21 protein-coding genes are annotated in these 22,813 nt (G+C 41.5%); 7 read left to right on the top strand and 14 right to left on the bottom strand.

The features are described from left to right. Window positions 1-4: 4 nt before the first annotated feature. The 6 genes from EJ103_RS08615 to EJ103_RS08590 all read right to left on the bottom strand — a co-directional run bounded on the left by EJ103_RS08615 (window position 5) and on the right by EJ103_RS08590 (window position 6,941). Window positions 5-844, bottom strand: a complete 840-nt coding sequence (locus tag EJ103_RS08615) for a UDP-2,3-diacylglucosamine diphosphatase (protein WP_024033562.1) — start codon at window positions 842-844, stop codon at window positions 5-7. A 230-nt stretch (window positions 845-1,074) separates the two neighbouring features. Then, window positions 1,075-2,799, bottom strand: a complete 1,725-nt coding sequence (locus tag EJ103_RS08610; RefSeq protein ID WP_126007141.1) for a proline--tRNA ligase — start codon at window positions 2,797-2,799, stop codon at window positions 1,075-1,077. A gap of 90 nt (window positions 2,800-2,889) precedes the next feature. Next, window positions 2,890-3,594: a tRNA (N6-threonylcarbamoyladenosine(37)-N6)-methyltransferase TrmO gene (gene tsaA / locus EJ103_RS08605; RefSeq protein ID WP_126007139.1), complete on the bottom strand. Its 705-nt coding sequence runs from the start codon at window positions 3,592-3,594 to the stop codon at window positions 2,890-2,892. A 292-nt stretch (window positions 3,595-3,886) separates the two neighbouring features. Then, entirely contained in the window at window positions 3,887-4,456 is a 570-nt protein-coding gene (locus EJ103_RS08600; protein WP_024033565.1) for an outer membrane beta-barrel protein, read from the bottom strand. A gap of 240 nt (window positions 4,457-4,696) precedes the next feature. After that, window positions 4,697-5,161: an acyl-CoA thioesterase gene (locus EJ103_RS08595; RefSeq protein WP_004586653.1), complete on the bottom strand. Its 465-nt coding sequence runs from the start codon at window positions 5,159-5,161 to the stop codon at window positions 4,697-4,699. 133 nt (window positions 5,162-5,294) lie between these two features. After that, window positions 5,295-6,941, bottom strand: a complete 1,647-nt coding sequence (locus tag EJ103_RS08590) for an electron transfer flavoprotein-ubiquinone oxidoreductase (protein ID WP_126007137.1) — start codon at window positions 6,939-6,941, stop codon at window positions 5,295-5,297. A 206-nt stretch (window positions 6,942-7,147) separates the two neighbouring features. Between EJ103_RS08590 and EJ103_RS08585 the strand changes: the two genes are divergently transcribed. Together EJ103_RS08585 and EJ103_RS08580 are read left to right on the top strand one after the other, a co-directional pair. After that, on the top strand, window positions 7,148-7,897 hold the full coding sequence (locus tag EJ103_RS08585) for an electron transfer flavoprotein subunit beta/FixA family protein (RefSeq protein WP_126007134.1): 750 nt from the start codon (window positions 7,148-7,150) through the stop codon (window positions 7,895-7,897). Then, a complete protein-coding gene (locus tag EJ103_RS08580; protein ID WP_126007132.1) occupies window positions 7,898-8,824 on the top strand; it encodes an FAD-binding protein in 927 nt (308 codons plus the stop codon). A gap of 50 nt (window positions 8,825-8,874) precedes the next feature. Here EJ103_RS08580 and EJ103_RS08575 read toward each other — a convergent pair whose 3' ends face one another. Beyond that, window positions 8,875-9,807, bottom strand: coding sequence for a substrate-binding domain-containing protein (locus EJ103_RS08575; RefSeq protein ID WP_029773616.1), 933 nt, complete (start codon window positions 9,805-9,807; stop codon window positions 8,875-8,877). A gap of 151 nt (window positions 9,808-9,958) precedes the next feature. Continuing rightward, entirely contained in the window at window positions 9,959-11,356 is a 1,398-nt protein-coding gene (gene asnS / locus EJ103_RS08570; protein ID WP_024033570.1) for an asparagine--tRNA ligase, read from the bottom strand. A gap of 447 nt (window positions 11,357-11,803) precedes the next feature. Between asnS and EJ103_RS08565 the strand changes: the two genes are divergently transcribed. Then, window positions 11,804-12,238 carry an ATP-binding protein gene (locus tag EJ103_RS08565; RefSeq protein WP_004586647.1) on the top strand — a complete coding sequence of 145 codons (435 nt, stop codon included), beginning with the start codon at window positions 11,804-11,806 and terminating at the stop codon, window positions 12,236-12,238. Between the two features lie 18 nt (window positions 12,239-12,256). Here the strand turns inward: EJ103_RS08565 and EJ103_RS08560 are convergent, their stop codons facing one another. From EJ103_RS08560 to bioA, 6 genes are all read right to left on the bottom strand, one after another. Beyond that, window positions 12,257-12,895 carry a Vat family streptogramin A O-acetyltransferase gene (locus EJ103_RS08560; protein ID WP_126007130.1) on the bottom strand — a complete coding sequence of 213 codons (639 nt, stop codon included), beginning with the start codon at window positions 12,893-12,895 and terminating at the stop codon, window positions 12,257-12,259. A gap of 18 nt (window positions 12,896-12,913) precedes the next feature. Then, a complete protein-coding gene (locus EJ103_RS08555; protein WP_004586644.1) occupies window positions 12,914-13,927 on the bottom strand; it encodes an ABC transporter ATP-binding protein in 1,014 nt (337 codons plus the stop codon). A gap of 14 nt (window positions 13,928-13,941) precedes the next feature. After that, window positions 13,942-15,441, bottom strand: coding sequence for an iron ABC transporter permease (locus EJ103_RS08550; protein ID WP_126007128.1), 1,500 nt, complete (start codon window positions 15,439-15,441; stop codon window positions 13,942-13,944). Next, window positions 15,442-16,482, bottom strand: coding sequence for an extracellular solute-binding protein (locus tag EJ103_RS08545; protein ID WP_126007126.1), 1,041 nt, complete (start codon window positions 16,480-16,482; stop codon window positions 15,442-15,444). It abuts the gene before it with no gap. After that, window positions 16,483-17,295, bottom strand: coding sequence for a hypothetical protein (locus EJ103_RS08540; RefSeq protein ID WP_126007124.1), 813 nt, complete (start codon window positions 17,293-17,295; stop codon window positions 16,483-16,485). Window positions 17,296-17,458: 163 nt separating this feature from the next. Beyond that, window positions 17,459-18,760, bottom strand: coding sequence for an adenosylmethionine--8-amino-7-oxononanoate transaminase (gene bioA, locus EJ103_RS08535; protein ID WP_126007122.1), 1,302 nt, complete (start codon window positions 18,758-18,760; stop codon window positions 17,459-17,461). Window positions 18,761-18,852: 92 nt separating this feature from the next. Between bioA and bioB the strand changes: the two genes are divergently transcribed. Genes bioB through bioD form a run of 4 tightly spaced genes read left to right on the top strand, consistent with a single transcriptional unit; the run spans window position 18,853 to window position 22,668 of the window. Continuing rightward, window positions 18,853-19,893 (top strand): biotin synthase BioB, encoded by a 1,041-nt coding sequence (gene bioB / locus EJ103_RS08530; RefSeq protein WP_126007120.1) that lies wholly within the window; start codon window positions 18,853-18,855, stop codon window positions 19,891-19,893. An 11-nt stretch (window positions 19,894-19,904) separates the two neighbouring features. Beyond that, window positions 19,905-21,062 carry an 8-amino-7-oxononanoate synthase gene (locus EJ103_RS08525; protein WP_126007118.1) on the top strand — a complete coding sequence of 386 codons (1,158 nt, stop codon included), beginning with the start codon at window positions 19,905-19,907 and terminating at the stop codon, window positions 21,060-21,062. Continuing rightward, on the top strand, window positions 21,059-21,955 hold the full coding sequence (locus tag EJ103_RS08520; RefSeq protein ID WP_126007116.1) for a methyltransferase domain-containing protein: 897 nt from the start codon (window positions 21,059-21,061) through the stop codon (window positions 21,953-21,955). Before EJ103_RS08525 ends, EJ103_RS08520 begins: the two co-directional genes overlap by 4 nt. Before the next feature lie 29 nt (window positions 21,956-21,984). After that, on the top strand, window positions 21,985-22,668 hold the full coding sequence (bioD, locus tag EJ103_RS08515) for a dethiobiotin synthase (RefSeq protein ID WP_126007114.1): 684 nt from the start codon (window positions 21,985-21,987) through the stop codon (window positions 22,666-22,668). Window positions 22,669-22,813 lie beyond the last annotated feature (145 nt).

Genomic DNA, 22,813 nt, shown 5'->3' with positions numbered 1-22,813 from the left:
GCAGTTACGCTGCTGACTTACTTGGTTTGGTATCAGTTTGAATAGGTTTAACTAAGCTGGTTACATCGGCTGTATCAAGTACTTTTTGCGTATCAGACCAATGCAACAGCTCTATTTTACCGTTTGGTTGCTCAACTAATGCGGTACAGCTTTCAATCCAATCACCATCATTACAATACACTATGCCATCTACTACTTTAATTTTAGGGTGATGGATGTGTCCGCAAATAATGCCATCGACCTTTTGCTTTTTTGCCTCATGAATAGCGGCATCTTCAAAAGCCGCAATGGCTTCACGGGCTTTATGTACGCGTGCTTTTATCCATGCAGCAAGCGAATAGTAGTTACCGCCAAACACTTTACGAACTCGGTTAGTCCAACGATTTAAAAATAGCAGTAAGTCGTAACCTGCATCGCCTGCAATACTTATGAGCTTGTTGTAGCGGGTTGCCGAGTCAAAGTCATCACCGTGGAGCAGTAAAAAGCGTTTATTGGCTTTTGTGGTATGAATAAACTGCTGGTGGACTTCTACACCAAATAAAGTTTGATTTATGTAGTGACGAAAGGTTTCGTCGTGGTTACCAGGTATGTATATTACACGGGTGCCATCAAGGGCTTTTTGTTGTATACAACTAAGCACTTGGTAATGAGATGGGTGCCAATAAAAACTGCGCTTCATCGACCACAAATCAACTATATCGCCCACTAAATAAAGCGTATCGCATTCAATTGAGTTTAAAAAATCTAATAAGTAGTCAGCTCTACAGTCTTTATACCCTAAGTGCACATCCGAAATCCAAACGGCTGGATAATGTTGTTTTTTACGCTGTTGATTGTTTGTCATGCCCGTCATCCATAGTGTAATAATTAAACACTGTAGATAAATCTAATGACACTTATGAGACACTTTAGCGAAGCCTCCATTACAATTTATATCAAGCCAGCTAATTAAAAGTTTATGGTTATGGAAAGGAGATTAGGTGAGCGGTTTTTACATACATTACTATTAAACGCGCATAAAAAAGGCCGCATGTTTAAATGCGGCCTTATAGTTTGTTTTAAGCGAAGGTGTTATTAACCTTTAACAGCCGCTTTAATAGTCTCTATTGCGGTGTCTAAATCAACCATTAACTTTTCACCGGTACGGCGATTTTTAAGCTCAACCTTGTTTTCATCAAGGTTACGCTCACCAATCACTAAAGTATAAGGTACACCCATTAATTCCATGTCGTTAAACATAACGCCAGGGCGCTCTTTACGGTCATCAAATAAAACATCTAGGCCTGCATCTTTTAAACCTTGATATAGATTATTAGCAATATCAGGAATACGATGCGACTTATGCATGTTCATTGGCACAATAGCTAAATCAAATGGGGCAATAGATTGCGGCCAAATAATACCGTAATCATCATTATTTTGCTCAATAGCCGCTGCCACAATGCGCGAAACACCAATACCGTAACAACCCATAGTCATTACTTGGTTTTTACCCGACTCGCTCAGTACGCCTGCTTTCATGGCTTCTGAGTACTTAGTACCAAGTTGGAAAATATGACCAACTTCAATACCGCGTTTAATTTGTAAAGTACCTTGTCCACACGGGCTTGGATCGCCTTCAACAATGTTACGAATATCAGCAACTTGATATTCTTTAACATCGCGATCCCAGTTAATTCCGCTAAAGTGCTCGTCATCTTTATTAGCACCGGCAACAAAATCTGCCATTACATTAGCGGTTCTGTCTACAATAATTGGCATTGTTAAACCCACAGGGCCAAGTGAACCTGGCTTTGCACCAATAGCCGCAACTATGTCAGCCTCAGTGGCCATTTCAAGTGGAGAGTCTACAAGTGGGTGCTTTTCAGCCTTTAATTCGTTTAACTCGTGATCGCCACGTAGTACAAGTGCAACTAAACCACGTTGTTCATTTTCATCTGGCGTACCGTACACAATTAATGTTTTAACGCCGCGGTGTGGTTTAACGCCGTAGTGCTTTTTAAGCTCGCTAATTGTTTTAGCATCCGGTGTAGGAAACGCTTTAAGCTCTTTAGATGGCTCAGGGCGGCTCTGTGTTGGAGCTAACGCTTCTGCTTTTTCGATGTTAGCTGCATAATCGCTTGCATCACTAAAGGCAATCGCGTCTTCACCTGATTCAGCAAGTACATGAAACTCATGTGATAAGCTACCACCAATAGAGCCTGTGTCAGCAAGCACAGGGCGGTATTCAAGGTTTAAACGTTCAAAAATATTACAATATGCTTTGTGCATTGCTTGATAAGTAGCATCTAAACACGCTTCACTTAAGTGGAATGAATACGCATCTTTCATCGTAAATTCACGTGCGCGCATTACGCCAAAGCGAGGGCGTCTTTCATCGCGCACTTTAGTTTGCACTTGGTACAAAGTAATAGGTAATTGTTTATAGCTGCTAATTTCTTTACGAACAAAATCCGTAATCACTTCTTCATGGGTAGGGCCAAGCGCAAACTCACGATTATGACGGTCGTTAAAGCGAACAAGTTCAGGACCAAATTGCTCCCAACGACCAGACTCTTGCCATAAATCAGCAGGTTGAATAACTGGCATCAACATTTCTATTGCGCCTGCTTTGTCCATTTCTTCACGAACAATATTTTCTACTTTACGAAGCACGCGTAAACCAGAGGGTAACCATGTATATAAACCCGAAGCGACGCGACGGATCATACCGGCTCTAAGCATTAATTGATGCGAAACAATTTCAGCATCTGATGGCGTTTCTTTAAGTGTTGCGAGTATATATTGACTGGTACGCATGATTTTTCCGAAATAAAGTAATATGTTCTTTTTAATAGGGCGCTAAGTTTACCAGCGCTTGCTTTTACACTAAAGCGCTAACTGCACTTTTTAGCTATTTTCTATACTTGTTACTAAGTTATGCTCGCCGTTAACCTGCCAGCGTATATTATAATTATACAGTGTCATACCATAACTTTGCTCGCCTTGTTTTTGTTTTTTATAGGCAGGGCGTGGGTCTTGTTTTAGTACATTAGCAATAAAATCTTCAAGCTCTGGGTAGTGTGTTTGCTTGGCAATAAAGTCAATTGCCTCGGGTGAAAACGCGACGCTCATTTGTGTTTTTGGGCGCGTATCGGCAAAGCCTGCACTGGCGTCATGCATTGCATCTGAATAAGGTAAGTAAGGTTTTATATCGACAATAGGTGTGCCATCGAGCAAATCAATGCCAGCAAGCAGTAAACTAAGTTGGCTGTTTTTATACTCAACGCCTTCAAGTTTTACTGCGCTCATCCCAATGGCGTTGGGTCTAAATGTGGCACGCGTTGCAAAAACGCCTTTGCGCTCATTGCCGCCTAAACGTGGTGGGCGCACCATAGCTGAATAGCCTTTATCGGCGGTTTCATGAAACCTAAACAATAGCCAAATATGGCTAAATTCTTCAATGCCTCGAACAAATTCTTCACGATTAAACTCAGCAGTAAAAATAAGTTTGGCTTTAGCTTGCGGCACTAAACGTGGTTGCCTAGGTATTGCAAACTTTTGTTTATAAGGGGATTGAATGTGGCCAACAGCCGAAATGCTATAATCGCTCATAATGCTCAGTTAACTAAAAAATAGGGCGCTATTCTACCTCTATTTAGTATTTATAGCAGTACAGTTAATGCGTTATATTTTAGACTGGCTGGTTTAATCGAGTATTAGACTAATCGATTTTAAATATAGTAATTAGTGTTTATACCAATTTGTTTTATTAAGTGGAGCTATTTTGAGGCTTAAGCGACACGTTTAGCCCCGCAATATAATTAGCCATTATTACGGATGGATATTATTTATAAGCAACAAAAAGGTGAGCACATGGCTCACCCTTAAGTGGTTTAAATGCTAATTAAAACATGTATTGAATTGATACTGATGCAACATCCATTTCTGGGTCAATTTCATCATCTAGTTCGTAGCGTTCGTACTCTAAGCGCATTTGAACATTGCTAGAAAACGCGTATTGAATACCCGCGCCGTAAAACACGTCGCCGCCGTCTTGTGATGCTGAAATGCTACCAACAGGAAGCTCTTGCTCTACATCTGCATCCCATTCAAACCAACCACCTTTAGCATATACTGAAAAGCTTTCAGAAAGCGGAGCCGCTAAAATAGCTGCTAATGACACACCATCAACTTCTGCTTTGCTGTCGATGTCGCTCACTTCATCAAAGTTTTGATAAGCTAACTCAACGCTAAAGTGTTCGTTAAATTGTGTACCAATGTAACCTTTTAGCATTTGTGCATCGTCATCAAATTCAGTGTCGTTTTCGCTGTCTTCAAATTCAAATGAGTATTGGCCATAACCAACACCTGTATAAATGCGAGGAGAATCAAAATCCGTAATGTCAGCGTGTGCTGCAGAGTTAAAACCCAGTGTTGCTAAAGCAATTGCAGAAAGAGAAAGTGTTTTAATCATTGTATAGCTCCTTTAAAAAAATAATAAATGTTTGATTTAACTTATCAAACGACAATTAGTTATTTGCAGTGAGCATGCCAATAATAGGATGTGGTTACAAAATAGCCGTAAAAACGGCTTATACGGCATTTTTACGGCTATTTTGTATTTTTTATAAGCAGAGTGAACTTTTTTAGTTTTTTGTTTTCTAATTAAAGGTTGTACCTTTTACACGGTCTATGTGAATTTTACATTGTACTTTTATACTTTATGAAGCAAGTTTTCTGTCTCAATTGCAATTTGTTTCATTTTAATTGCATAGTTTTCCAATTTAATATCTTCTTCTGTTTGTGCTTTAAAAGCAGGAACCTCTACCGGATAACCTGTTTCGTCCATTGCTACAAAGCTAATAACACAGTGGTTTGTTTCTACCATGTTTTGAGTTTTAGGATCGCCACATCGTACCTGAATAAATATTTGCATACTTGTTGAGCCTGTGTGCGCAATTTTTGCTTCAACTTCGACAATTTGCCCAACCAAAATAGGGCGTCTAAATTTAACCCCAGCAACAGAAACAGTCACACAATAATGACCACTCCATCCGGCAGCACAGGCATAGCCCGCTTGGTCAATCCACTTCATGACCACACCACCATGAACCTTCCCACCAAAATTTACATCGGTAGGCTCTGCTAAAAAACGAAATACAACATTTGACGACGGCATATTAAATACTCACTTTATTAAACTTACCTATGAGCATACCGTAAAAAAGGGGCCGAAGCCCCTGCAATTTAGGATAGGTTTATAATTTATATGTAAAAGATAGGTTTTTAATGCACCTTTGTGCATAAAATAGTTACATATTAGGGTAGTTTGGCCCGCCAGCACCTTCGGGGGTTACCCACGTAATGTTTTGGCTTGGGTCTTTTATGTCGCAAGTTTTACAATGCACACAATTTTGAGCATTAATCACAAACTGATCTTCACCCTCAACTTGTTGCACTTCGTATACCCCTGCAGGGCAATAGCGCTGTGCGGGTTCGTCAAACTTTACTAAATTAACCGCAATAGGAATGGCGGGATCTTTAAGCTTTAAATGGCAAGGCTGCGACTCTTCATGGTTAGTATTAGATAAAAACACGCTAGAGAGCTTATCAAAGCTAAGTAGGCCATCAGGCTTAGGGTAGTCAATGTGAGGGCTGTTAGCTGCATCTTTTAGCATGTCGTAATCGGGCGTGTTGTCTTTAAAGGTAAAAGGCAGTGCACCATTGAAGATGTTTTGATCAAGGGTATTATACGCACCCCCAGCAAACTTACCTAAAGTGTGCATGGCAGGGCCAAAGTTACGCGATTGGTAAAGCTCTTTATAAGCCCAAGAATTTTCAAACGCGTTTTTATAATCAGCTAAATCAGTATTAGCTTGGCCACTTTGGAGCGCTTTAAAAATAACGTCTGCCGCCACCATGCCCGATTTCATTGCGGTATGGTTACCTTTAATTTTGGCAAAATTGAGCGTACCGGCATCGCAACCTATTAATAAGCCACCAGCAAAATGCATTTTAGGCAACGAGTGAAGGCCGCCTTTTGCAATTGCACGGGCACCATAGGCAATGCGTTCACCCCCTTCAAGGGTTTGCTTAAAAACAGGGTGGTGTTTCATTCGTTGAAACTCATCAAACGGGCTTAAATGCGGGTTAGAATAATTTAAATCAACAATTAACCCTACAACCACTTGATTGTTATCGCAGTGATACATAAAAGAGCCGCCATTGGTATCGCCACTTAGCGGCCAGCCCGTACCATGCACTACTTTACCTTGCTGGTGCTTACTGGCATCTATTTGCCAAATCTCTTTAAAGCCTAAGCCATAGTGCTGTGGTGACACATCTTTATCAAGCGCAAACTCGTTGATAAGCTGTTTACCTAAATGCCCGCGACACCCCTCAGCAAATACAGTGTATTTAGCGCGAAGTTCCATACCTGGCATATAACCATCTTTTTCATTGCCGTCTTTATCAACGCCCATATCTCCTGTAATAATGCCTTTAACGGTGTCTTGCTCAATAATTAAAGAGTGAGCGCTAAAGCCTGGGAATATTTCAACGCCTAAATTTTCAGCTTGCTCGGCAAGCCATCGGCACACATTGCCCATAGAAACAATGTAATTACCTTCATTATGAAATGTTTTAGGGGTAGCAAAGCGAGGAAGAGTAGTGGCTTTTTCGCTGTTATTAAACCAATAAATTTCATCCTGTGTCACTTGTGTAGTGACGGGAGCGCCTAGCTCTTGCCAGTTAGGCAAAAGCTCATCTAAGGCTTTGGTTTCAAATACCGCACCTGAAAGAATATGCGCGCCTACCTCGGAGCCTTTTTCTACTACACAGATAGTTTGTTCTTGTTGTTTTTCTTGCGCTAGCTGTGCGAGCTTAATAGCACTTGTAAGGCCTGCTGGGCCCGCACCTACAATAACTACATCAAATTCCATGGTTTCACGTTCGACCATAATAACCTCTTAATCAATGACGGGCTTAGCTAAATTAGATAAGCAATGCAGCCTTTTTAATACTTGCACATTAAATGTTACAGGCTGTGAATACTTTAAGGTTATTTTAGGTTGACGTTTACGTCAACAGGAAGTAGTCTGAATTCATAAAATAAATAGGTTGACGTACACGTTAGCTTGTAGGTTTAAATATAGATGGAGTTCCTATGAAAGTTCTCGTTCCAATAAAAAGAGTGATCGATTACAACGTTAAAGCACGCGTAAAGGCTGACAACAGCGACGTTGACTTAGCAAATGTAAAAATGGCAATGAACCCATTTTGTGAAATTGCGATAGAAGAAGCCATTCGATTAAAAGAAGCGGGCACAGCAACAGAGGTTATAGCGGTAACAATTGGTGCAAAAGCAGCGCAAGAGCAGCTACGCACCGCACTTGCATTAGGTGCAGATAAAGCCATTCACATCGAAACCGATGAAAAACTAGAATCGCTGCACATTGCTAAATTATTAGCAAAATTAGTTGAGCAAGAAGCCCCAGAACTGGTTATTTTAGGCAAACAATCTATTGACTCAGACAACAACCAAACAGGCCAAATGCTGGCGGCTTTAACTAAGCGCGGCCAAGGTACGTTTGCCTCTAAGGTGGATGTAAACGGTAACACAGTGAATGTAACCCGTGAGGTAGATGGTGGCTTGCAAACTGTTGCACTAAAACTGCCCGCTATTGTAACTACCGATTTACGCTTAAATGAGCCTCGCTATGCATCACTGCCAAATATAATGAAAGCAAAGCGTAAACCACTTGATGTAATAGCAGCAGATTCGTTAGGTGTTGTTTTAACACCCCGCGTACAGTTAATAAAAGTAGAAGAGCCGGCTAAGCGCAGTGGCGGTATTATTGTTGAAGATGTAGCCCAGCTGGTAGAGAAACTTAAAACAGAGGCAAAGGTGATTTAAATGAAAACACTTGTAATTGCAGAGCACGATAACGGTGCACTAAAACCAGAAACCTCAAAAACAATTAATGCGGCAAGTAAATTAGGCTTTGATATAGATGTACTTATTGCGGGTTTAAATGTAGGCGCAATGAGCGAACAGGTTGCCAGTATTGAAGGTGTAACAACTGTACTCACCGCCGATAATGCACTTTATCAGCATCAGTTAGCTGAAAATATGGCTGAGCTTGTTTTAACTATTGCAGATAATTATACACATATTGTTGCCAGTGCAACCACCACAGGTAAAAACTTTATGCCTCGCGTTGCAGCGCTTTTAGATGTAGCGCAAGTGTCAGAAATAATAGAAGTAATAGATAGTGATACATTTAGACGCCCCATTTACGCCGGTAACGCAATTGCCACAGTTAAATCGCTTGATAGTAAAAAAGTGATCACCGTACGAGCGAGTAGTTTTGACTTACAAAGCCAACAATCACCTGCCAGCATAAATGCATTAGATACACTAAGTGATACTCAATTAAGTGACTTTGTAAGTGTTAAACAAACCGAGTCAGAGCGTCCTGAGCTAACTGCAGCAGAGGTAGTTATATCGGGTGGTCGTGGCATGCAAAATGGTGAAAACTTTGCTTTATTAAACGGTATTGCTGACAAGTTAGGCGCTGCAATTGGTGCGTCTCGTGCTGCCGTTGATGCAGGTTTTGTACCTAACGATATGCAAGTAGGGCAAACGGGTAAAATAGTGGCGCCTAATCTGTATATTGCCGTGGGCATAAGTGGTGCTATTCAACATTTAGCAGGTATGAAAGACTCAAAAGTTATTGTGGCGATTAATAAAGACCCTGACGCACCTATATTTCAGGTGGCAGATTACGGCCTGGTTGCTGATTTATTTGAGGTATTACCGCAGCTTGAAAACGCGCTATAAACATATTCTGGTTGTAAAGCCGCGGTGAACTTAGGTTCCTGCGGCTTTTTTTATTCCACCTCAAGCATAGAATAGTGATGGGCTGACAAAGTATCTAAAACACGCTTATCTTTTAATAAATTGAGCAGCAGCTCTGCTTGTTCTACAGAGCGGCTAGATTGGCTATTTACCAATAAAATTAGGGGGCGAACAAACGTATATTCACCATTTTTAATAGTTTCATCTGAAACGTTAACGCCATTGATACCGAGTAAATTTATTTTATTTATTTTTTTAGAGCCCTGCAGCTGCGAGACTGCGCCGTAAGAGTCAAAAGCAATGGCATTGGGCATGCGTTGTACTATGCCAAGGGCTTGGTTAAATTCGTCATACATCTGCACTTCCATTTTAGGAAATAACCCGTGGTTACCTGCCTGCTTTAGTTTAATTGTATTACCATTTGGAACCCGCATAAAAGATAGGTTTAAAAACTCTAATAAAATATCAAATGTGCCATGGTTATAGGCCTTACTAAACAGGAGAATTTTATTATCTCTTTGTGTCTCTGGTTTATAATTTGGGTTAACTTCTTGCCACGTTTTATATTTGCCCGCATAAATGTCGCTGAGCTGCTCTACGCTTAGCGAATCAATGTTATTTTTTTTGTTAGTAAAAAATACCAGCGCATCTTGCGCAATAACAATTTGACGTACATGAGGGTATTGCTCTTGCTCTTCATTGGTTAAATAGCGCGATGAAGCACCAATATCAATAATGTTTTGTGCTATGGCTTTAATGCCTTTAGTACTGCCCATAGAGCGGACTTGCATGGCCGTATTAGTTTGCTCTTCATAGTTGGGCTTTAATAAATGCAATAGGTGCGAGACCGAAGAAGAGCCGCCAATAAGTAAAGGCTTGTGATCGGGGGCAATATCAGAAACTGATGTTGCAATGTTAGAGGAAGAAAGCAGTACGGTGGCTGCTAAAATAAGGTTTTTTATCATGCTATTAGCCAAATAACGAATACGTTATAAAACTATAGTTCAAAATTTATAAATCTCTAATTTATAAACAGTATTTAACAAAGCCATAATTAAAAACAACAGGCATTAAAAAGCCAGCAAAAAAGCTGGCTTTTAAAATCAATTAATTTGATTAGTACGTTGCGCTGCCTTTAGTACGAGGGAAGGCAATTACATCACGTACGTTGCCCATACCAGTAACATAAGCAACTAGGCGTTCAAAACCTAGACCAAAGCCAGAGTGTGGCACGCTACCGTATTTACGTAAATCGCGGTACCAGCTGTAATCTTCTTTGTTTAAGCCCATTTCATCTAAACGCGCATCAAGCACATCAAGGCGCTCTTCACGTTGTGAACCACCAATAATTTCACCAATGCCTGGTGCTACAACGTCCATAGCAGCAACGGTTTTACCGTCTTCGTTTTGGCGCATGTAAAACGCTTTAATATCGCGCGGGTAGTTTTTAATAACAACCGGTGCTTTAAAGTGCTCTTCAGCTAAGTAGCGCTCGTGCTCAGATTGTAAATCTACACCCCATTCAACGGCGTACTCAAACTTTTTACCACATGATTTAAGTATTTCTACGGCGTCAGTGTAATCAACTTGGGCAAAGTCTTTTTCTACAAACTCTTCTAAACGGCTAATCGCTGTTTTTTCGATACGTTGTGCAAAAAATTCCATATCGTCACGGCGCTCTTCAAGTACCGCTTTAAATACGTACTTAAGCATGTTTTCAGCAAGTTTTGCAATATCTTCTAAATCAGCAAATGCTACTTCAGGTTCAACCATCCAAAACTCAGCCAAGTGACGAGACGTGTTTGAGTTTTCTGCACGGAATGTTGGGCCAAAGGTGTAAATTTTTGACATAGCCGATGCGTATGTTTCACCATTTAACTGGCCAGATACCGTTAAAAAGGCTTCTTTACCAAAAAAGTCTTCGCTGTAATCAACGTCGCCTTTATCAGTGCGTGGCAAGTTTTGCATATCAAGTGTTGATACGCGGAACATTTCACCTGCGCCTTCACAGTCACTGGCTGTGATGATTGGGGTGCTGATCCAGTAAAAGCCTTGCTCGTGGTAAAAACGGTGAATTGCTTGTGCTAAACAGTTACGCACACGTGTTACTGCACCTATCATGTTTGTACGTGGGCGAAGGTGAGCGTGCTCACGTAAATACTCAATGCTGTGGCGCTTAGCGGCCATAGGGTATGAATCTGGGTTTTCTACCCAACCTAAAACTGTTACAGAATTAGCTTGAATTTCAAATGACTGACCTTTACCTGCAGATTGCACTAACACACCAGTAACCGACACAGAACAACCGGCTGTTAAGCTAGTAACTTCATCATAATTATTTAGTGAATTAGGAACTACCGCTTGAATAGGATCAAAACACGAACCGTCATGAACGGCTAAAAATGATATTCCTGCTTTTGAATCGCGGCGTGTACGGATCCAGCCTTTTACTGTTACTTGGCTGTCTACCGCAACATTGCCTTTTAATAGCTCTGAAATCGCTAAATGGCTCATCTTCACTCCAATGATATAAGTTGCCTAACTGTATAATATTAACTACTCAACGCAGCGGTTAAATTTAGTGCGTTGAACTTGAACCGTGTATCTTACCTAGTTAAATAAAATAAAAAAACTATTGTGAGCAACTCTTTAAAAGTTTTTATGCAAGTGGGTTACTTTTAAAGCGTTTTTTGCTTTAAATTACCACTATTGTTATTTGGTGCTCTGAAATTTAGTGATTTTGTGGCATTATTACTGCGTGTTGTCTCTACGGATTGAAATTAGCCAACCTTGCGGCTATTTAATTACCGAGCAAAATGTGTAAGCTAGTGGGCGCGCTAACTGCTTCAGCGTTATTCTAATGGCTTACAATGATGAAATAATAAGTAACAATTAAGCCGGTAAATCAGCACATCATAATTTTAACTATTTAATATTTACCATTACCCAGAAATGGATGCTATGAAACAAGTTTTTATTTTAAGAGGGCTACCAGGAAGTGGTAAGTCTTACTATGCACAAACCCTAGCCGATGAGCTTGGTGGAGTAGATACAAGCCAGTATTTAATTTGTTCAACCGATGACTACTTTGTCAATGAACAGGGCGAGTATCACTTTGATAAATTTAAACTACCGCAATATCATAATTTAAATTTAGCGCGCTTTATAAATGCTTTAGCGCAAAATATTCCGCTTGTAATTGTTGATAACACCAATATAAAAAAATGGGAGTTTATTGCGTACTCTCAAGCAGCACATGCACTTGGTTATCAAGTTAAAGAAGTTATTGTTGGTGAAGTAAAAGACAAGTCTATGCAGCATTTATACGCTAAGCGCAACACGCATAACGTACCTTTAAAAACCATTAGTAAAATGGCGTACATGTTTGAGTGGTAGGTGAGTGTTACTTATGGGTTATTTAAGCTTTATTAAAGCGCTTAAATCACATTGAGTAATGGCATCTAGATGAGCAGTGATTTTTTCATTGCTCCAATCCCACCAAGCTATATCTAATAACGTACTTATTGTGTTGCTATCAAACCTGGGCTTAATTACTTTTGCCGGATTACCACCTACCACGCTATAAGGGGGTACATCGCAGGTAACCACCGATTTACTTGCAATGATAGAGCCACTGCCAATATTTACCCCTGGCATTATGGTTGCGTCATAACCAATCCATACATCGTGACCGATAACCGTATTGCCTTTAAAGGGTAACTCGCCAGCCTGCGGGGCCGATTTTTCCCAGCCGTTGCCAAATATAAAAAATGGATAGGTAGAAAACCCCGCGGTTTGATGATTAGCGCCGTTCATTATAAAGGTCACATTTTTAGCTATGGCGCAAAACTTTCCAATAATGAGACGATCTTTAATAAAATCGAAATGGTAAAGGACATTTTTTTCGAAGTTTTCAGGGCCGTCAGGATCGTCGTAATAGGTATAATCACCCACAACTATATTAGGCGAGGTAATAAAGTTTTTTAAAAAGCCAACCTGAGGAAAACCCTCAACAGGGGCAGGGTTATTTGGATTAGGGCCCTGTTTAGACATAGCTACCTCATAGTTTAATTATTGTTTTTTATACACAGCCAGCGGGTGAGTAGTAACAATAGATACATGAACGCTGTCACCCGGATTAACCACAACCTCGTGGCTTACACGGCTAGTAACGAGCGTATTACAGCTTAATTTAACCGCACATAAACGGCTGCCACCTTCAAAGCGTACCCAAACAACTTCACCGTTAGGTTGATTTAAGTTTTGAATAAGCTGTACATCGTCAGGGCGAAGCAACACATCTACATCGCCACTGTCGCAGTCTATACCTTGGCCTGGTGCTACGCCAATGCTAGTGGTTGCTTGGCCATTTTCAAACTGCCCAGCAATAAAGCTTGCCTCACCTAAAAAGCGTGCTACAAAGCGGTTGTTTGGCATGCTAAAGCATTGTTCAGGGCTATCGAGTTGCTGTATTTTACCGTTTTGTAATACACCTACACGGTCACCTACCGAAAGCGCTTCTTCTTGGTCGTGAGTAACCCACACGGCAGGCACTCCCGCTTCTTTTAGGGCGTTTCTTATATCCCAGCGCAGCATATCTTTTAATGCGGCATCAAGGTTAGAAAGTGGTTCATCAAGTAACACAAAATCTGGCTGGTGAGCAAGTGTACGCGCAAGTGCTACGCGCTGTTTCTGACCGCCAGAGAGGGTGGCTGGCTTTTTTGCTCTAAAATCATTTAGACCAAGTAGTTTAATCCAATGATCGGCAATGGCGGTGTCTTTTAATCTAAAACAAATGTTTTGCTCAACCGTTAAATGTGGAAACAATGCAAAGTCTTGAAACACCATACCAACACTGCGTTTTTCAGGGGGCACATTACGTTTTGGTGTTGCGCGCCATTTGCCTACGTTTATTTCACCCTCACTAATGGGGATAAGCCCTGCAAGTGCTTGCAATATTGTACTTTTACCGCAGCCCGTAGGGCCTACTAGCATGAGAATTTCATTTTCACCTAACGATATATTTAAATCGCTTACTACACGGTTACTGCCGTAATCTATAGACAACTGGCTTACAGATAGCATTTGTTTTTAAATCCTCAATGTTCGAGTTGGTTACGTTTTTCGCCAGACATCATAATAGCTAAGCCACAGGCAGAAATCACCACTAACAATAATCCGGGAATGGCAGCACGGCCAAAATAACCGGCTTCGTACACACGCCATAAATAGGTTGAAAGGGTTTCAAACCCGGTTGGGCCTAGCAATAGCGTTGCTTCAAGCTCGCGCATTGATTCTAAAAATACCAATGCAGCACCGGCAATAATACCACGCATTGTTAGCGGCAGGGTAATGCGAGTAAAGGCTTCACGCGGGCTTGCGCCTAATACGCGCGCCGACTTTATTAAGCTTTGATCTAAATGCTCTGTACTGGTGCGAATAGAGCCAACGGCAAGCGGTAAAAATCGTAGCATGTAAGCAATAATCAGAAGCGCTAATGTTTGATATAAAAACGGGAGTTGCAAGCCGCCATATACCAGCGCGGTGCCCATGACAATGCCAGGAATACCAAAACCAAAATAGGTAACACGCTCCATTATTCTGCCGGCTTTTCCGCTTAATGCGGCATGAGCAACAGGAATAGCCACAATAACCGCCACTATGGCAGCAATGGCTGAGGCATACGCTGAGTTCCACGCTATGCTAAAGTCAAAATTGCTGTAACCATCGCGTGCTAGCCAAACAAAAAATATCGCCAGCGGTAAACCAATAGCTAACAATAAAATAGGGCCAAACGCAGCAATCATTGCGGTTATTTGCCATTTAGTTGGAAATAAAACCAGTGGACGACCGTGTCGTTCAGAGGCGGTTTTTATTTGTGATTCTATTAAAAGTAAAAAGCCAACAATAACCATTAATTGCAGCGACAACATCGCGGCGCGCCCTAATGCAAACGCATTGTATTCTACATAAATTACCCGGGTAAAGGTATCTAGGCGCATCATTGCGGGTGTACCAAAGTCTGAAAGTGTATACAGCGCCACTAATAATGAGCCCGCTGCAATACCGTTAACTACACGGGGTAAAATTACTTTAAACACACTTTGTGTCATCGACATACCCAAAGTGCGCGCTGCGTTTACCATGCTGGCATCTAAACTAAGCAGGGACGAGCGTGTCGTCATCATTACAAAAGGGAAGGTGTATAAGGTCATTACAATGGCTGCACCACTTAACCCGTACATGGGTGGGGTTTCAAAGCCAAGTAGGTTATTTATTTCACCCCCTGGGCCAAACGCAGCGTACAAAGTAAACGCGCCAATATAACTTGGAATAGCCAAGGGCGCGGCAAAAATCACCAGCCATATTTTTTTAAAAGGCAAATGCACATAAGCACTTATAAAAGCCAGTGGTACCCCAATCAGAATCGAGCCTAATACGGTTAAGCCCATTAGCGATAACGTATTGCCCAGTATTTTTAAATTATGACTGTCAAAAAGGGTACTGGTGTCGCTAGCAAGGGTAATTAAAATATAAACAGGGGTAATCGTAATGAGCGCTGCAAGCAGCGCCATTGGGTAAGAAGCAGGTATTCGCATTTATAAAACGCCGTTGTTGCGCATCAAGTTGATGGTGGGGCGTAAATCCGCAAGTTGAGTTAAATCAACCTTTGGTGGAGATATGTCACTCAGCGACGGTAAGCCTGGCGGTTGAGTAATGTCATTAACAAGCGGTATTTCATACGCTTCTCGGGCTAAATAACCTTGTACTTCTTCGCTTAATAAGTAACGCATAAAGTTAGTAGCAAGTGGGTCATCGTTTAGCGTTAAAATACCCGAGGCATTGACTAAACAACCTGCATCTTGCTCGGTAAAGGCTAAGTCTAATTTAGCATCGGGTTTACCCGATTTAAGACGCAGCGTGTAGTAGTGATTAGCAAAACCAATATCTACTTCACCACGTTCTACTGCCATTACAACACCGAGTTCACCGGCGTATGTTTTAGCGCGCTTTTTAACTTTTTTAAGCCATTTAGCGGTTTTATCATCGCCTTCTAAAATACGCATAGCGGTAACAAACGATTGAAACGATGCATAAGCAGGTGCCCAACCAATTGATAAATCGCTATCTGCAATGTCCATTATGCTTGTTGGAATTTGATCTTTAGTTAAACGCGATGTGTTATACGGTAAGGTTCTGATCCGACCGGTAACCGGCGCCCATTGATCGTATCTAAATTGTGGTTGTAACTGTGCAGATAAATCACTCGGTAGGGGCTTTGCAAGGCCTGCATCGGTAACTAGGCCAATAGCGCCTGAGTCAACCGCCCAAAATAAATCGGCACGGCGTACACCTGCCTTTGCCTCTGCCACTATAGTATTGGCAAGTGCAGCAGTCGGACCGCGGCGAATTGCTAAGTTAAAGTCAGGATTTTTTTTCTGAATCGCTTGTAATACATTTTCATACAAACCACCTTCACCACGGCCTAGGTATAAGGTTAAATCACCTTTAAGCTTTGGTAAATTATCAACAGAAACTGGGTTTGCTATATCGGCAGCTAGTGCGCGAGAAAGGGGCAGTGGCAAAGCGCCAACAACCCCTAACGCAGCTAGGCCTTGTATAAAGGTCCTACGCTTCACTTAAAAAACATCCTTACGCGACTTCTCCGCTTTTTCTATTAGCGTTTTAGCGCGGTCTAATTTAGTGTGCATATCACTTACCACGTCACGTACTTCATCAACGCTTTTAGCGCTTTTAATTGTTTGCGGTAGTGTTACGTTAAAATCTTTTTCCAGCACTTCTACTAGTTTTGCATCTTGTTCGATAAGCGTACCTTCTACGCCTTCAAAAAGGTGTAAATACGTATCGTGAACAATTTCAGTGGCTTCTTCGTTTAAGCGCTCTGCAAATTTAGCAACAACACGGTCAAGCTTGTGCTTGATTTCGTCAATGGTGGCACTTTGGGTCATGCCTTCTGTAGCAGTGGCTTTAACTGTATCAAGTAAGCCTTTTTGCTGGAATTTTGCCGCAAGCTTAACAGCACCAAGACCTTGCCACAAGGCTATGTTCATGGCTTTTTGCTGATTGCGCACTTCTTGGGCAGGCTTGTTGTTATCAATGGCCATTTTTACACCATAAATACCTTGCCAAATTGAGGCATATACAGGCACAAAGTTAGTTTCAATAGCGCTGTGAAACTTAACCGACTCCCAATATTCAATTAAATCGTCGCTGTTTACAGTCTTTGCACCGCTTTTGCTGTAGTCAGTTACCATGGTGTCTACTTTACCAACCATCCATTCAACTTCTTCTGAATAGTCTTTAATGTTTTCTTGTAAATGGTTTACGTGCTCACCAATTGGGCCGTTAGCTAGCGCCGGTTGCGTTACAAAAGCAGAAGCTAACAATAAGCTTGCACCTAATGTTTTTACAGATTTAGAAAGGTGTTTCATAGTAAAGAGTCCGAAAAGGTAATTGTAAATGATAGACATTATCATATCCGTAATATTTACTAAAATCAATATAACAAATACGTCAATGCAAAGCTCAAAACCTGAGCAAAATTAATACCTAACAGGCAAATAATGACTATGCCTCTTAGGTATAATTTAACACTTAGCAGTAATGCTTACCTGCAATTGCAGTGTAAATGGCATCACATAAGGTGTTTATACTGGCTGAGTCACTTATATACGGGGGCATTAGGTAAATAAGTTTACCAAAGGGTCTAATCCATACGCCTTGCTCTACAAAAAAGGCTTGAATTTTAGCAACATCTACATTGTCAGCGGCATCAGTTAGCTCTACAACACCTATTGCGCCTAAGGTACGCACATTGGCTACCGCATCTAAATCATTACACTTTTTAAGCTGTTGTAGTTGAGTGTTTATATCGCTAATGCGTTGTTGCCAATCCTGCGCTAAAAGTAAATCTATACTGGCGCACGCAACCGCACAGGCAAGCGGGTTGCCCATAAATGTAGGTCCGTGCATCAAAACGCCAGCTTCGCCTTCACTAATGCCTGTGGCTATTTTATCACTGGTTAGTGTGGCCGAAAGCGTCATTGAGCCACCGGTAAGGGCTTTACCAATACATAAAATATCTGGCTCTATATTAGCGTGCTCTACAGCAAATAATTTACCTGTGCGGCCAAACCCTGTGGCTATTTCATCGCAAATCAGTAATACATTATATTGCGTGCATAATTTACGAACGCAGGCTAAATACGCGGGGTGATAAAAGTTCATGCCGCCGGCGTTTTGTACTATGGGCTCAATAATAAAGGCGGCTACCTCGTGGTGGTGCGTTTTAAAGTATTGTTCAAGTGTTTGGGCTTCTGCTTGGTTAAACTCGCCATCAAATTTACTTACAGGGGCGGGTACAAACACATGCTCTGGTAAAAAACCTTTATACAAACTGTGCATAGAATTAACCGGATCGCACACGCTCATAGCGGCAAATGTATCACCATGATAACCCTTATACGGCGTCATTAATTTTTGCTTAGTTGTAAACCCTTGGCTTAACCAATATTGCAGCGCCATTTTAATCGCTACTTCTACACTTACCGAGCCGCTATCGGCTAAAAACACCTTAGTTAAACTTTTTGGGGTAATTGTAATAAGCCTTTTACACAGCTCTACCGCGCTATTATGGGTAATGCCGCCAAACATTACATGGCTCATACTATTAATTTGTTCAATCATGGCGTTATTTAATACCGGATGATTATAGCCATGAATTGCGCTCCACCATGAGGCCATGCCATCAATGAGTTGCTCGCCGGTTTCTAGGTAAATTAAATTATGATTTGCATGAGTAACAGGGTAAACCGGGATAGGCTGTGTCATTGATGTATAAGGGTGCCAAATATGGTCACGATCAAAATCAAGGTCAATCGTTTGTTTTTTATTCATATGTAAACTTTAACGTGGTGGGTTTCGTTGACAATGGTACTTCAAGACGTAGACTAATCCAACATCACCACTGAGAAAAATAAGAGACTACTATGGAACTTGCACCTGTTCGCCACGATTGGACCCACGCCCAAGTAAAGGCATTATTTGAAATGCCATTTAACGATTTATTATTTAAGGCGGCATCGGTTCATCGCGCTAACTTTAATCCTAACGAAGTACAAATATCTACTTTATTATCTATTAAAACAGGGGCTTGCCCTGAGGATTGTAAATACTGTCCGCAATCGGGGCATTATAAAACCGACTTAGAGCGCGAGCGCCTACTAGAAGTAGAAAAAGTGGTAGAGCAAGCACGCCTAGCTAAACAAAAAGGCGCAACCCGTTTTTGTATGGGCGCAGCATGGTCAGATCCAAAAGACAGAGACATGCCGTATATTTCTAAAATGGTAAAAGAAGTAAAAGAACTTGGCCTAGAAACCTGTATGACGCTTGGTAAACTTACTAACGAAAAAGCACATGAGCTGAGTAGCGCAGGGCTAGATTACTACAATCATAACCTCGACACTTCGCCTGAATATTACGAGCAAATTATATCTACGCGCACCTTTGAAGACAGATTAAACACCATAGATCACGTACGCGATGCCGGCATGAAAGTATGCTCAGGCGGTATTGTCGGTATGGGCGAGCGAGCAAGCGACCGTTACGGTTTATTAATGCAGCTGGCAAATTTACCACAACAACCAGAAAGCGTACCTATTAATATGCTGGTAAAAGTAAAAGGCACACCGCTTGAAAACGTAGACGATTTAGATCATTTTGAATTTATACGTACCATAGCTACCGCCCGTATTATGATGCCACACAGCTATGTGCGTTTATCAGCAGGTCGCAGCGCCATGAACGAGCAAATGCAATCAATGTGCTTTTTTGCAGGCGCTAACTCAATATTTTATGGTGATAAGCTACTCACAACCGAAAACCCAGAGGCCGATGCCGACATGAAGCTAATTAAAAAATTAGGCATGAACCCAGAAAAACACCAAGACTACTCAGACGAAGCCGTTGCCGCATCGCTGTCATCGCAAGTGGCCGATAAAGCAACGTCAGCCTTATTTTACGAAGCCTAAGCTTACCTTTTATGCCATTTGAATTTTTAAATACGCATTTGCAGCAACAACAGCAACATGCGTTATTGCGTAAACGCCATGTGGTGCAGCGCGCCACAGCACGTACCATTACGGTAAATAACGCAACGTACCTTAATTTTGCCAGTAATGATTACCTAGGCTTTGGTGATTGCAGTATTAACCTTGAGCAAAACAACGTACTCGGTAGCCACAGCTCACCCTTAGTTACTGGGTATCAGGCGCAGCAACAACAGCTAGAGCAATACTTATGTAGTGCACTTGGCTACGAAGCTGGCATGTTGTTTAACTCGGGGTTTAGTGCAAATAGCAGTGTAATTAAAGCGTTGTTTAACGATAAAAGCGCTGCGCAAAACAGTGCTATTTTTCAAGATAAACTCAACCACGCCAGTTTGATTGACGGCGCAATGCACTCAAACGCCGCATTGATCCGCTTTAACCATAATGATTTAAAGCATTTACGTTCGCGGCTCGAAAAATCAAAAGCACACAATAAGCTAATTATTAGCGAAGGGGTGTTTTCGATGGATGGCGACACCGCCCCCATAAAAGAGCTGCTTGCTTTAGCTAAAGAGCACAATGCCTGGCTTATGATTGACGATGCACATGGTTTTGGCGCACTAGGTAAAACCGGTTTAGGTAGCTGTGAGGCATTATTAGATGAAGGCTTAGCACTTCCCGATATACTGGTTATTACCTTTGGAAAAGCAGTAGCAAGCAGCGGGGCCTGTGTATTAGCAAATAACCAATTTATTAATTACATGCTGCAGTTTAACCGCGACTACACGTATTCAACCGCTATGTCGCCGCTTATGGCAGCACTTACGCTTACGCGCTTGCAAGCCATTAAAAGTGCAGATGTTAAACGCGAGCAGCTTAGTAGTAACATTGCTTTTTTTAAGCAGCTTTGTAAACAACACGCCATTGCGGTAATGGAGTCAAACACCGCTATTCAGCCCATTGTACTTGGCTGCGCCGAGCAAACGTTACACGCAGCACAAAGGCTTAAACAGCAGGGTATTTGGCTAACCGCTATTCGCCCACCTACGGTTGCGCATAATACCGCGCGGTTACGTGTAACCTTAACAGCGGCGCATACCCATGCAGATATAACAGCGCTTGTTGAGCACTTAAAAGGCGCCATAGCATGATTGCGCAGGCTTTAGCTCATACCCACAACAAGCAAGCTTTAAATAAAAAGCCCGCGCTTTTACCTATAAATGGGGCTTCACAAAAGCGTGCGCTTATACAAAGTGCTGAGCAAGTACGCCCTCATACAGCGCTTAAAAAGGGGGCGAGTGATAAGTTTTCTAAAGCAGCTGAGCAATACAACAGCCATGCCAATGTACAAAAACAGGCAGCAAGCGATTTATTTAAATTAATAAACTCCCAGCCTTACAACCAAAATAAGCGCTGTGTAGATTTAGGAGCTGGCCCACTGGTTAATACCTCGCAGCTGAGCAAACTATACGGCCAAGTAATTGCGATAGATTTAAGCTTAAACATGCTTAAAAGCACTGCATTAACTAACCCAAAAGTTTGCGCCGATATGGATAACCTGCCGCTACAAGCAAGCAGTATTGACGCCATATTTAGTAATTTTGCAGTGCAGTGGTCGGCTAATTTTGAAAAATTAATGCAGGCGCTTTATAAAAGCTTAAAGCCTGGTGGACAGGCTTATATAAGTACCGTAGTGGCGGGCTCGCTTAACGAAATTAAAACAGCGTTTGCAGCGCTTGATAACCGTAGCCATATAAATACCTTTAATACACACGCTTATATAAACCAGTCGGTCCAAAATGCGGGGTTTAGTATTAATAGCTCACAAAAAGTAATTTATACCGATTGTTATTCAAGCCCGTTAAAAGCCATTAAATCTATTAAAGCCATTGGTGCTACAACGCAAAATCATGCTAATTCACGCCAAGGGTTATTAACTAAGTCGGCGCTACAACGGGTATGCAATGCGTATCCGCTTTTAAACAATCAAGCGTGTGTATCTTACCATGTGGTATTGTTATCATTACAAAAAAGCCATGAGTAGCTAATATTAAAATTAATCAAGGCAGTAAAATGAAAGAATTTTTTATTACCGGTACCGACACCGACGCCGGAAAAACCCACGTGACTAGTTTGCTATTAAAGCTACTTGCCCAACATAAAAAAAACGCAATTGGCTTTAAGCCACTTGCCGCAGGCTGCGAAATGGCGTTTGATCAGCTAGTAAACGCCGATGCACTAATGCTAATGGAAAGTGCCACGGTCAGTGCCAAATACGATGTAATAAACCCCTTTGCCTTTGCGCCGCCTATTGCGCCACACATAGCCGCAGAGCAAGTAGGGGTAAACATTACGCTCGATAAACTAAGTACAGCGTACTCAACACTTAAACAACAAGGTGCCGAATACCACCTAACCGAAGGCGCTGGTGGCTGGGCACTGCCAATTAATAACATCGATTATTTATATAACTGGGTAAAGGCCGAGCAACTACCCGTAATTTTAGTAGTAGGCATGAAACTAGGCTGTTTAAACCATGCTTTGCTCACCGCTGCCCATATGCAAAGTTTAGGTATTAACTGCGTAGGCTGGATTGCCAACCAAGTTGACCCAAATATGGACGAATACCAAGCTAACCTTGATTCGTTAAAGGCACGCTTACCATTTCCTATTTTGGCTATAAGCCCATACAGCGAGCAAACCCCTAAACTGCAAATATACAAAACCTTGCTTAATACCCTCAATATACAGAGCTAATTGTGGCTGCTCTGCGTTTTTAAATGCAAAGCAGTTTTCATATTAAATACATGAGCTTATTAATTGTATTTACGCCTTGAAATTACCCCCTTTAGTACACATATTACAAGTTAAAGCTATTGTTACTAAGGAAATAAACCGCTAC

Source organism: Pseudoalteromonas sp. Xi13 (genome assembly GCF_003952205.1).
Classification (GTDB): Bacteria; Pseudomonadota; Gammaproteobacteria; order Enterobacterales; family Alteromonadaceae; genus Pseudoalteromonas; species Pseudoalteromonas atlantica.
The sequence above is the reverse complement of the archived record's forward strand: the minus strand, read 5'-3'. Positions and strand labels throughout refer to the sequence as shown.

Bases quoted from the DNA above. Each gene is read 5' to 3' on its own strand.
- EJ103_RS08585 (WP_126007134.1), top strand. From the start codon at position 7,148: ATGAAAGTTCTCGTTCCAATAAAAAGAGTGATCGATTACAACGTTAAA.
- bioA (WP_126007122.1), bottom strand. From the start codon at position 18,760: ATGAATAAAAAACAAACGATTGACCTTGATTTTGATCGTGACCATATT.
- EJ103_RS08600 (WP_024033565.1), bottom strand. From the start codon at position 4,456: ATGATTAAAACACTTTCTCTTTCTGCAATTGCTTTAGCAACACTGGGT.
- EJ103_RS08525 (WP_126007118.1), top strand. From the start codon at position 19,905: ATGCCATTTGAATTTTTAAATACGCATTTGCAGCAACAACAGCAACAT.
- EJ103_RS08595 (WP_004586653.1), bottom strand. From the start codon at position 5,161: ATGCCGTCGTCAAATGTTGTATTTCGTTTTTTAGCAGAGCCTACCGAT.
- EJ103_RS08615 (WP_024033562.1), bottom strand. From the start codon at position 844: ATGACAAACAATCAACAGCGTAAAAAACAACATTATCCAGCCGTTTGG.
- EJ103_RS08610 (WP_126007141.1), bottom strand. From the start codon at position 2,799: ATGCGTACCAGTCAATATATACTCGCAACACTTAAAGAAACGCCATCA.
- EJ103_RS08575 (WP_029773616.1), bottom strand. From the start codon at position 9,807: ATGATAAAAAACCTTATTTTAGCAGCCACCGTACTGCTTTCTTCCTCT.
- EJ103_RS08540 (WP_126007124.1), bottom strand. From the start codon at position 17,295: ATGAAACACCTTTCTAAATCTGTAAAAACATTAGGTGCAAGCTTATTG.
- EJ103_RS08550 (WP_126007128.1), bottom strand. From the start codon at position 15,441: ATGCGAATACCTGCTTCTTACCCAATGGCGCTGCTTGCAGCGCTCATT.
- EJ103_RS08560 (WP_126007130.1), bottom strand. From the start codon at position 12,895: ATGTCTAAACAGGGCCCTAATCCAAATAACCCTGCCCCTGTTGAGGGT.
- EJ103_RS08555 (WP_004586644.1), bottom strand. From the start codon at position 13,927: ATGCTATCTGTAAGCCAGTTGTCTATAGATTACGGCAGTAACCGTGTA.
- EJ103_RS08520 (WP_126007116.1), top strand. From the start codon at position 21,059: ATGATTGCGCAGGCTTTAGCTCATACCCACAACAAGCAAGCTTTAAAT.
- bioD (WP_126007114.1), top strand. From the start codon at position 21,985: ATGAAAGAATTTTTTATTACCGGTACCGACACCGACGCCGGAAAAACC.
- EJ103_RS08590 (WP_126007137.1), bottom strand. From the start codon at position 6,941: ATGGTCGAACGTGAAACCATGGAATTTGATGTAGTTATTGTAGGTGCG.
- bioB (WP_126007120.1), top strand. From the start codon at position 18,853: ATGGAACTTGCACCTGTTCGCCACGATTGGACCCACGCCCAAGTAAAG.
- EJ103_RS08565 (WP_004586647.1), top strand. From the start codon at position 11,804: ATGAAACAAGTTTTTATTTTAAGAGGGCTACCAGGAAGTGGTAAGTCT.
- tsaA (WP_126007139.1), bottom strand. From the start codon at position 3,594: ATGAGCGATTATAGCATTTCGGCTGTTGGCCACATTCAATCCCCTTAT.
- asnS (WP_024033570.1), bottom strand. From the start codon at position 11,356: ATGAGCCATTTAGCGATTTCAGAGCTATTAAAAGGCAATGTTGCGGTA.
- EJ103_RS08580 (WP_126007132.1), top strand. From the start codon at position 7,898: ATGAAAACACTTGTAATTGCAGAGCACGATAACGGTGCACTAAAACCA.